The sequence below is a fragment of the Mucilaginibacter sp. NFR10 genome (assembly GCF_900100445.1).
Classification (GTDB): Bacteria; Bacteroidota; Bacteroidia; order Sphingobacteriales; family Sphingobacteriaceae; genus Mucilaginibacter; species Mucilaginibacter rubeus.
Map to the genome: position 1 here is coordinate 228,155 of NZ_FMTV01000008.1, position 10,504 is coordinate 238,658.

Annotated in this window: 8 protein-coding genes, 1 tRNA gene and 1 pseudogene; 5 read left to right on the top strand and 5 right to left on the bottom strand. The window is 42.3% G+C overall.

What is annotated here, in order from left to right:
- Positions 1 to 132: 132 nt before the first annotated feature.
- From BLP33_RS23630 to ileS, 3 genes are read right to left on the bottom strand one after another with little or no spacing between them, the layout of a single operon-like run.
- Positions 133 to 738, bottom strand: coding sequence for a lipoprotein signal peptidase (locus tag BLP33_RS23630; protein ID WP_090533800.1), 606 nt, complete (start codon positions 736 to 738; stop codon positions 133 to 135).
- Complete coding sequence (locus tag BLP33_RS23635) at positions 739 to 1,122, bottom strand: TraR/DksA family transcriptional regulator (RefSeq protein ID WP_090533802.1); 384 nt, start codon at positions 1,120 to 1,122, stop codon at positions 739 to 741.
- Positions 1,122 to 4,505, bottom strand: coding sequence for an isoleucine--tRNA ligase (gene ileS, locus BLP33_RS23640; RefSeq protein ID WP_090533804.1), 3,384 nt, complete (start codon positions 4,503 to 4,505; stop codon positions 1,122 to 1,124). The genes BLP33_RS23635 and ileS overlap by 1 nt, the downstream gene beginning before the upstream one ends.
- A gap of 72 nt (positions 4,506 to 4,577) precedes the next feature.
- On the opposite strand from ileS, the gene BLP33_RS23645 reads away from it, so the two are divergent.
- Positions 4,578 to 4,772: a hypothetical protein gene (locus tag BLP33_RS23645; protein WP_090533806.1), complete on the top strand. Its 195-nt coding sequence runs from the start codon at positions 4,578 to 4,580 to the stop codon at positions 4,770 to 4,772.
- 507 nt (positions 4,773 to 5,279) lie between these two features.
- On the opposite strand, the gene BLP33_RS23650 is transcribed toward BLP33_RS23645, so the two are convergent.
- Positions 5,280 to 6,581 carry a leucine-rich repeat-containing protein kinase family protein gene (locus tag BLP33_RS23650; protein WP_090533808.1) on the bottom strand — a complete coding sequence of 434 codons (1,302 nt, stop codon included), beginning with the start codon at positions 6,579 to 6,581 and terminating at the stop codon, positions 5,280 to 5,282.
- 197 nt (positions 6,582 to 6,778) lie between these two features.
- Between BLP33_RS23650 and BLP33_RS23655 the strand changes: the two genes are divergently transcribed.
- The 4 genes and pseudogenes from BLP33_RS23655 to BLP33_RS23670 all read left to right on the top strand — a co-directional run bounded on the left by BLP33_RS23655 (position 6,779) and on the right by BLP33_RS23670 (position 10,316).
- Complete coding sequence (locus BLP33_RS23655; RefSeq protein ID WP_254780232.1) at positions 6,779 to 7,552, top strand: M17 family peptidase N-terminal domain-containing protein; 774 nt, start codon at positions 6,779 to 6,781, stop codon at positions 7,550 to 7,552.
- Between the two features lie 223 nt (positions 7,553 to 7,775).
- Positions 7,776 to 8,888 carry an SGNH/GDSL hydrolase family protein gene (locus BLP33_RS23660; RefSeq protein WP_090533810.1) on the top strand — a complete coding sequence of 371 codons (1,113 nt, stop codon included), beginning with the start codon at positions 7,776 to 7,778 and terminating at the stop codon, positions 8,886 to 8,888.
- A 96-nt stretch (positions 8,889 to 8,984) separates the two neighbouring features.
- Positions 8,985 to 9,341: an ISAon1 family transposase N-terminal region protein gene (locus BLP33_RS23665; protein WP_090533812.1), complete on the top strand. Its 357-nt coding sequence runs from the start codon at positions 8,985 to 8,987 to the stop codon at positions 9,339 to 9,341.
- 127 nt (positions 9,342 to 9,468) lie between these two features.
- Positions 9,469 to 10,316 (top strand): annotated as a pseudogene (locus BLP33_RS23670) (transposase).
- Positions 10,317 to 10,427: 111 nt separating this feature from the next.
- On the opposite strand, the gene BLP33_RS23675 reads toward BLP33_RS23670, so the two are convergent.
- Positions 10,428 to 10,502: transfer RNA gene (locus BLP33_RS23675), tRNA-Val, on the bottom strand.
- Positions 10,503 to 10,504: the final 2 nt, after the last annotated feature.

Sequence of the window (10,504 nt, forward strand, 5' to 3'; positions counted from 1 at the left end):
AATTAGTCGACGTTAAGCATGCTGGTGCTTAGCGAGTGGGGTGCTGAAACAAGTCCAGCATGACTTCTGATTATTGGGTTAAAGCAAAAAAGCCGCTTATCGCGGCTTTAATATATTAAGTATTTAATAATTTTATTCTTCAACCATTTCGCTGTTGGGGCTGGCTACTTCTGGTTTTTCGTGTTTAAAATAGCGCTTCTGGTACAGGAGAATCATAATTACGCCTACACAGATAGAGGCATCGGCCAGGTTAAAAACCGGCCTGAAAAACTCGAACGACTCGCCTGCCCAAAACGGGAACCAAGACGGATAGGTGCCACGCAATAGCGGAAAGTAAAACATATCAACCACACGGCCATGAAATAAAGGGGCATATTTATACATTATACCATAAAAGGTTGAATCGATAATATTGCCCATGGCACCGGCTAAAATGAGCGCTACGTTCATGATGAGCCCGCGGTGGTATTTGTGTTTAATTAAATAAATAAGGGTGTAAATTATACCGCAAACCGCAACTATGCGGAACAGCGTTAAAGCCAGTTTGCCTGCATCGCCGCCCCACTCCATACCAAATGCCATACCGTTGTTTTCGGTATAGTGCAGCATCCCCCTGCTTCCCAGGAAACGAATTTCGTCCTGGAGTTGCATGTGCGCGCGGACCCAGGTCTTGATGATCTGGTCGGCAAGGATAATAAAGGCAGCAGTTAAAAAAGGTTTGGTATAAGCAGCCTTCATTTATTGCTTTAATTTAGCTTCCATAGAGAGGGTTGTGTGCGGAACAGCACGTAAACGCTCTTTCGGGATCAGCTTGCCTGTTTCGCGGCAAACACCGTAAGTTTTATTTTCAATACGTACAAGCGCGGCTTCAAGCTGCTCAATAAATTTTTTCTGACGTGCAGCCAACTGGTTTATCTGCTCTTTTTCAAGCGTGGCCGAGCCATCTTCTAATGTTTTGTAAGTACCGGCGGTATCATCGGTGCCGTTGGCATTAGGCGAACTCAATGACGTAGCCAATGAATTTAATTCTTCGCGGGCTATGCGCATTTTATCCAGGATAATCCCTTTAAATTCCTGCAGGTCAGCTTCAGAATATCTGGTTTTTTCTTGTTCTTGTTTCATTATACTTTACTAATAGCAATCAATATTTCTTGTTCGTCAATTGTAACAGGTTCGCCCCCGGTAAGGTTATCCACAAACGTAATGCTGTCGGCCAAAATTTCGGCGCAAATGTAGGATAGATTGTTTTCCACGGCCTCTCTGATCGCCGGGGTGCTACTTACCTGCACGTTTATCCTGTCAGTTACTTCAAATCCTTTGGTCTTACGTATATTCTGCACACGGTTGATAAACTCGCGCGAGATACCCTCCTGTTTTAATTCGTTGGTTATGGTAACATCTAAAGCCACGGTTAGTTTTCCCAAATTTGCCACCTGCCATCCGGGAACATCTTCGGCTATGATCTCAACGTCGGTAGCTAATACTTCGTATTTGCCATCAAGAACCGGGATGTTACCGTTAGTTTCTAAAGCGGCAATATCTTCCTGGCTGAAATTTGTGATGGCTTCGGCTACAACTTTCATATCCTTACCTACTTTTTGGCCTAAGGCCTTAAAGTTTGGCTTTATTTTCTTTTTGATGAACCCTGCGGTATCGGTAATATACTCGATATCCTTGATGTTAGTTTCAGACAAAATGAGGTCTTTTACCTGCTCAACGTGTAATTTAAAGCTTTTATCCAGTATTGGCAATAAAATTTTGCTCAATGGCTGGCGCACATTGATATTCACCTTTTTACGAAGTGACAAGGTTAATGACGAAACATCCTGTGCCAGCTGCATGCGCTCTTCAAGCTCGGCATCAACCAAAGCGCTGTCATACTCAGGAAAGTAAGCCAGGTGTACCGATTCAAACTCCTCTTTACCCGTAACAGCATTCAGATCGCAATATAATCTATCGGCAAAGAATGGTGCAATTGGGGACATTAGTTTGCTGATAGCGATGAGACAGGTATATAATGTTTGGTAAGCGGAAAGTTTATCTTCTGTATTATCAGATTTCCAGAAGCGGCGGCGGCTTAAACGGATAAACCAGTTGCTGAAATGCACATCAACAAATTCCTGGATAGCACGGGCCGCCTTGGTTGGCTCAAAATCGGCATAGTAACCGTCAACCTCTTTGCTCAGGGTGTTTAACAGTGATATGATCCAGCGGTCAATTTCAGGGCGTTTGCTGATTTCAATTTCGGCTTCGCTGTAAGTGAACTTATCAATGTTAGCGTACAGGGTGAAGAATGAATAGGTGTTATACAGTGTACCAAAAAACTTACGCCTAACTTCATCTATACCCTCTTCGTTAAATTTAAGGTTATCCCATGGCGATGCATTGCTGATCATGTACCAGCGGGCGGCATCAGCTCCATATTTTTCGATGGTCTCGAACGGATCAACGGCATTGCCTAATCGTTTAGACATTTTATTGCCGTTTTTATCAAGCACCAGGCCGTTTGATACTACGTTTTTGAACGCGATACCTTTATTGCCAACCTGTTCATTGATAGCTTTCACCTCGTCACTTGCTTCGCTCAACATTACGGCTATAGCGTGCAGGGTGAAGAACCAGCCGCGGGTTTGGTCAACGCCCTCGGCAATGAAATCTGCCGGGTACGCATTCTTAAATTCTTCCTGACCTTCAAACGGGAAATGCCATTGTGCGTAAGGCATAGCGCCCGAGTCAAACCAAACGTCGATCAGGTCAGGCTCGCGCAGCATTTTATTGCCGGTTGATGATACTAAAACAACATCATCAACATAAGGGCGGTGCATGTCTTCCAACTTAAAACCCTCAGGCATGAAACCTGCTTTGATCGATTTTGCAATCTCTTCATTTAATTCGGCAATTGAACCAATGCAGATCTCTTCCGTTCCATTTTCTTCGCGCCAGATGGGCAGCGGGGTGCCCCAGTAGCGTGAACGCGATAGGTTCCAGTCAACCAGGTTTTCCAGCCAGTTACCAAAACGACCGGTACCTGTTGATTCAGGTTTCCAGTTGATGGTTTTGTTAAGCTCCACCATTTTATCCTTCACAGCAGTGGTACGGATAAACCAGCTATCGAGCGGATAGTATAATATCGGCTCATCGCTGCGCCATGAGTGCGGGTAGCTGTGCTCGTATTTTTTAACGTCGAACGCGCGGTTCTCTGTTTTTAATTTGATAGAGATGAGTACGTCGGTCGGTTTAAAACCTTCTTCGGCACGCTCGGCGTCGGTATAATATTCTTCCTTAACGTAACGGCCGGCGTAATCGGTAACTTCATCCACAAAACGGCCTTGTTTGTTCACCAACGGAACATCTTTGCCGGTCTCGTCTTTCACCATTACCGATGGTACATTGTTTTCCTTACATGCCCTGAAGTCATCCGCACCAAAAACAGATGCGGTGTGTACTATACCGGTACCGTCTTCCGTGGTAACAAAGTCGGCAGGAATAACGCGGAACGCATTTTTCTCCAGATCCTCGTTGGTTACATAAGGCATCAACTGCTCGTAGTGGATGCCCACCAGTTGACTGCCTTTTACTTCTGCCTCAATTTTCCATGGGATGATCTTGTCCCCGCCTTTGTAATCAGCGAACGAAGCATTCTCACCTTCAGCTTTAAAGTATTTCTTAATCAGGTCTTTAGCCAAAACTACACAAACCGGTAGGTAGGTGTAAGGGTTAAAGGTGCTGATCTTAACGTAGGTAATGGCTTCGCCAACTGCGAGGGCGCAGTTTGATGGTAAAGTCCATGGGGTAGTTGTCCAGGCAAGGATAAATACTTCCGTATCTATTCCGTTGAACAAAAACTCCGAATCGCCGTCGCGTTTAACTTTAAACTGCGCGGTGATGGTGGTATCCTTCACCATTTTGTAGGTGCCAGGCTGGTTAAGCTCATGTGAGCTTAGGCCGGTACCTGATTTTGGAGAGTATGGCTGTACGGTGTAACCTTTATACAGCAGATCTTTGTTGTGCAGCTGTTTAAGGATCCACCAAAGGCTTTCAATGTATTCGTTTTTGTAAGTGATGTACGGATCGTTCAGGTCAACCCAGTAGCCCATTTTTTCGGTCAGGTCGTTCCAAACATCGGTATAACGCATAACTTCCTTGCGGCAGGCATCGTTATAATCTTTAACGCTAATTTTTTTGCCGATATCATCTTTGGTGATGCCCAGGGCTTTTTCAACGGCAAGCTCAATAGGCAAACCGTGGGTATCCCAGCCACCTTTACGTTTTACCTGGTAGCCTTTAAGGGTTTTGTAGCGACAAAAAATATCTTTAATTGAGCGCGCCATTACGTGGTGAATACCGGGCATACCGTTAGCGCTCGGCGGCCCTTCATAAAAAGTATAAGGGTTACCTGCCGGACGGCTGGTAATGCTTTTCTCGAAAATATTTTTCTGTTTCCAGAAGTCCAGTATCTCTTTGCCGGTTTGCGATAAGTTTAACTGCTTATATTCCTTGTACATCTATAATTTCACCTCTTTTTTAGGAGGTTGCAAAAATACAGAAATTAAAAATGATTTTTTTAATTTACGCCGATGAAAAATAAAGCAAAACGCTCTGTTTATCTTTTATTAATAGGTATTATTCTGTTTTCGGCAGGGATGGCCATTCCCAGTGGCCCCGGCGAAAAATGGGACGATTACGCGCGCGGTGCAGGAGCAGGGTTATTTATTGCCGGCTTTATAGGCCTGGTAACCTGGCTTATTGATGTGGTGAAGGAAAATAAGTAAGCCTTAAGTCCTGAGTTGTTAGTCGTAAGTTCAAACCCGGATAGGTATTGCAACATTGCTCAGCCGGAGCCACCACAGTATTTTAAATCATAAATCACTGATCTCAAGGGTGGCAGTTACAAATAAATACTTTCGACTAAATACTTTCAACTTAGACTTTTTCATATACTAAAACTTTAGTTGATGCGTTATGGATAAGACTAAACAATAAAAGCCTCCTTGCACTCGCTGCTTGGAGGCTTTAAACCTAAACCTTATCACAAATCAAGGTGGTAACCTTGTATTGAAATAGCTACAAATCTAATACATGGATTGCTAAAATCAAAAAAAAACCGACGAATAGATTAAATGAATCGACGGATTATTAAAAACTATCGTTTTTTGTTTAAATTTTTCTAAAAAAATAAAAATATTGCGGGCGTGTGCTTGTTTTTCCAAAATAAAACAGGTCGTCAGGGAAATGAAATTCGCTGTAGCGTTTCGGATGAATACGGCAGGTTTGGCTGGTTATTTTAATCCGGAAAATTTTGCGTTTAAATATTGAAATGTGGGTCTGTTCATTAATTGTTCGCTAAGGCAGCTTTCTTTCAAAACTAATAACTTTTTAAGATCAGGATGTTCTGTATCATTGCATAGCCTTGCCAGGTCGTCTAATAAATAGCCAAAAGCCCTTACTTCAAGCCGTTCAAGTTTGTCGGCTACTGTTGTATTGGCTGTATCATAAAAACATGCGGCCCCAAAATCGCTGAACAGTGTGTTGGCTTCATCATCAATCAAAATATTGTGTGCATACAGGTCGCTGTGCATAATCCCCTTGCAGTGCAGGTGCTCCGCCACGGATGCAATGGTACCTGCAATTTTTAATACTTGTTCGGGTGTCAGAGTCAGATCAGGCTTAAAAACATCACGCGTGCAGCTAACAAGGCTGGGAGGCAGGCCGAGATTGTAAAAACTCCCTGGTATGAGCTTCATCACCAGCCCTTTTTTATTTTCGGGATGATTGGCGATTTGGCCTATTAATTCTACCAATCCCTCATGGTTGCCTGCGGTAATGCAGGCGTTCATCTCATCTTCGGGCAGGCCATCGCTGGTAATTGCTCCTTTGAATATTTTAACCGCAACCTCAGTGGTTTCACCGGCATGCCGCCAGGTAGCTTTGGAGATAACACCGGATGCGCCTTCGCCAAGCAATTGGTTGATTTCCAATTCGCTGCTATCAATCGCTGTAAGTGAATGTACTGTTGGTTTATAGCTGAAAGGATTGCCCGAAAACGCCAGCCATGATAGTTTGGGCATAGATAAGAGCCATTCGGGAAATTCACTTAGCTGATTGGCGGAAATCCTGAGCAGCTCCAGGTTACGACAGCCAGCGAGTGTAGCCGGCAGTTTTGTTAGTCTGTTACCCGCAAGCATTAGTTTCTGCATCCTGCTGCAGTTGCCTATATGAGTGGGTAACTCAGTAATTCTGTTGTTGGTGAGGATGAGCCAGCGGAGATTTGAATTAAGCGATGCCGGCGGTACCTTTTCTATCCGGTTTGATTTAAACCCTGCGATATCCAAAAAGGGGCAATCGGCAAGTACTTCGGGCAAAACCGTAAAACAGTTTTCTGAACAGAAAAAGGTTTTCAGCTTTTGGAGGCGACCAAAATCTGACGGTAATGCGTCCAGTTTATTGAATGAAAGATCAAGATATTCCAGCGTATCTGCCAGTTCAAAAATTTCAATAGGAAAGTGGGAAAGATTTTCTGATAGTTTAAGCGATACTGCTCCTTTTAATTCTCCGTTTTGTAACTGTTTTAACGTTTGCATAGGCTAAAGCAAAAGAACAAAAAATGCTTAACATTTTGGTTGTGCCTCATATATGATATGGTGGGATCGCGTTTAGATTTAGCTTTTAAGATGATTTTTTATTTCTTAATCTACGTCATCTTTTTGTTTTTCAATTTCCTCCACTTTTGATGTATTAGTAAGAGAGATAAATAATATCAATTTAAACATCGCCATCCATGCAACACAATATTACAATAATCAAGAAAGTAGCTATAAAATCGCATACAGGTTTGTTAAAGCTGATGTTTGCAATGGCAATCATTAGCTTAGTAAGTTTTACAAAAGGGTGGGCACAAACGCAAGCGTCAACTTTACCCGCTCCCGGTACATCGGCAACAATTGGCCAAATAGACGGTATAACAATATCAACTGCCGTTCAATCACCCTCTAACCAGCAAACACCACTTCAGGTAATTTGTGTTTTTGAATACACGGAGGGCGATATTTTTAATTCGCCGCCCGCATTGCCACGTAATCTTAACGGCCTTGTACATGTAGATGAGGCCTTAAAAGGTATACTCACCGAATTGCGTAAAAGCGGCCGGTTTGAAGGCAGGGCCCTGGAAACAATGCTCATTACACCGTCAGTAGGCAGCTTGCCTGCCGGAAAGTTGCTGATCATAGGGCTTGGCGACCGAAAGTCCTTTAATCCCGAACTAATGATCAGCGTTGGCCGCGTGGAAATGCGCGAAGCTTTAAGGCTGGGGGTAAGCAGTTACTCGCATGCCAGCGATTTAAAGGATGCTGGTATTGATTCGCCTACAGGCGTTGTTGCTGTCAACATTATTAAAGGCGCTATAAGCGCCTATGAAACCGAGGCTTTTTTGAAAGATCACTTGCTGAGTTCGGCTAAGCCTTTAACTCAAATAACATTACTTGCCGGGCCGGCATTTTTTCAAACCACGGCCAATGCTGTTAAAGCTTTTCTTTATTCTTCAAAGGATAATTAACTACGACTATACGATCAATAATTGAAATGGCTTTTGATAGCTGTTTGGATTGTTAGTCTGAAATCTGGCTTTTCTGTTCAAGCTTAAAAATAAAATCGAGTAATACTTTTTATTATTTCCTCGTATTCACATACGCTGGATAAGCGCCAGCCGGGCCTGAGAAATATTTATATATTTGCGCCCAAATTACCGGCACTTTTTATCTTAAACCCAAACCATCACAATGAAAGCCCAGGGCTTGTTTAGCACAGTCTATGTACTAAGTTTCATTTTTTTAATATTACAAGGCTGCAGTAAAAATACCGCAAGTGTGATTCCGGAAAAGCCTATGTTTTTTGTAAAAGGAGAAACCATAACCTTATCATCGCAACTAACCTCTTACCCGCTTAAAAAAGATGCAAAAATAACATCGGTATATAAAATTGGTGCCGGGGGCTCTGTTAAAACTTATAAATCAGGTAGTGACTATTTACTGACTAAGGATGGAGGCATACAAAGGACTGTTAATTCAGCCATACCCGATTTCTCTACCTATAATGTAATTTTTGACTCTAACGGTATGTTTTCTTATACTCCCCAAAATCCACCCTTCCCTTTTTTTTGGCAAGTTATGATTGACTATACAATCGAGACTGATTCCACAATACACTCCCAAAGTTTGTATTTATCTGATACCTTGAAAAGTAAAATATTGTCAAAAAAAGACTTATCTATTTATTCAATAGGTACATCGATAACAGCAGGGGCAAATACCGCAGTTACATGGTATGGTCAGGTGGCAACCGAAATATACCCAAATTTTGTGGGCAGGGCACTTAATAAGCTATATGGAAACTTAGTAACAGTCACAAATTTAGCAGTTGGCGGGGCCACAAGTGAACTTTTAACTGCCAACGTCACTAAAATAAAAGCCGACAAGCCAGATTTGGTTTTTATTGAATTTGGAATGAACGAGCACGATCGGAGCAAAAACATGGATGAGTACTTAGATAATATTGAAGTTGATGTTAAATCCATAAAAGCCAGCGGTATTGATTGTGTTATTGTCGGTTTTTTACAGCAAAACCCTAAATGGAATAATGAAAGCTATCCGCGATCCGTTTATTTTAATTTACAGCTTAACGAGATAGCCAAAAGAAATGGGTGTTTTTTTGCAGATATTTATAAGGCTTTTGGAGGTCTTCCTCAAACAAAACTGTACACTGATATCTTAGCTGATTATATCCATCATCCAACTGAATTTGGGCAAAAGATATATTACCTGACAACTATGCCCGTTTTTTTATTTGATGATAATGTCACCGAAACGAAATTGTTATCATTTATTCAGCAATAGGAGCGAGTTGCGGGGAGATAAAATGGATCAAGCAGAAAAGTTGTGGGGGAATAAAAAAAGTGTTTGCTTTGCAGGCAGAAATAAAAACGTCCACACTTGTCAGCTGCATACGAAACCCTTGTCCGTCTTATCTTGCCCGAAGGGCTTTTGGAATACTTTGAACTTACTGATGTCCTTTCCTCTGAGAACGGACAATTGAACATTTACCTTGAGGAAAAGAATCTTCCGCCAGCAGGTTATGGCAAGCAACAACTTGAGTCAAAAGGCTTCTTACCGGAGACGGCTATTCAGGATTTTCCTATCCGGGGCCACAAAGTAGCTCTTTGCATTAAAAGGCGCAGATGGGAAGTTAAAGCAAGTGGTGAGATCATCACAAGGGACTGGAACTTAGTTAGAAAAGGAGCGCGAATGACAACGGAATTCGGCACTTTTTTAAAAGGTATATTTGGATAATAACCCGATCAGCTGTCATTTGTTAGGGCGGCTTTATACAGTTGATGGCAAACAGCTACAGCAGCAATACAAAGACTTTCTGAGCGATTTTCATAGCTGGGATCAAAAAGAACATGCAGATGAATGGATGCTGTTTGAACAAAACATAGGGCCATCGCTAAGCATAGACGAAACAGCATTGAGCAATGGTGAACTCTATACCATTATCACCAATAAGGAAGCTAAAGGTGGCAAGAAGGCAATTGTAGCTATGCTAAGGGGCACACAAACGGAGCAGATCATAAAAGTTATCGAACGCATACCGCTGCGTAAAAGGAATAAGGTAAAAGAAGTGACGATGGATATGGCGGCAAACATGATCAAGCTATCCGCAGGTGTTTTAGCAATGCGAGCCGTGTGATCGACAGGTTCCATGTGCAAAAATTAGCATATGATGCACTACAGGAAGCTCGTATAAAATATCGGTGGGAAGCGCTGGATGCAGAAAGCAGGGCAATTGAACAAGCCAGGCAAAACAAGCAATCTTATCAGCCTGAGCTATTCAGCAATGGCGATACACTAAAACAATTGCTTGCCAGAAGCCGCTACCTGTTGTTTAAGCATCAGTCCAGGTGGACTGCCGCACAAAAAGAAAGAGCCGATCTGCTTTTTCCACGATACCCGGAACTGCTCAAAGCTTATAAACTGGCTATAGGATTGGGTAATATATTCACCATCTGCAAAAGCAAGCAAATCGCCTTTAAAAGATTAGCGCTATGGTATAATCATGTGGAGGATGCCGCAATTGATGCATTTAAGACCGTCGCAAGATCTGTTCATCAACATTATGAATCTATCCTGAATTTCTTTGATAACAGGAGCACAAATGCCTCTGCCGAATCTTTTAATGCGAAAATAAAAGCTTTCAGAGCTACTTCAAGAGGTGTTAGGGATACTACTTTCTTCTTATTCAGATTAGCTAAAATCTATGCTTAACCTTTTAATCCCACAACTTTTCCTCATGACCCGATAAAATACAAAACTATTGATCAACATCAGCAGAACATAAAAAAAACCTTTCAGATTTCTGAAAGGTTTTTTTATTAGTGGGAACTACTGGGTTCGAACCAGTGACCCTCTGCTTGTAAGGCAGATGCTCTGAACCAGCTGAGCTAAGCTCCCTT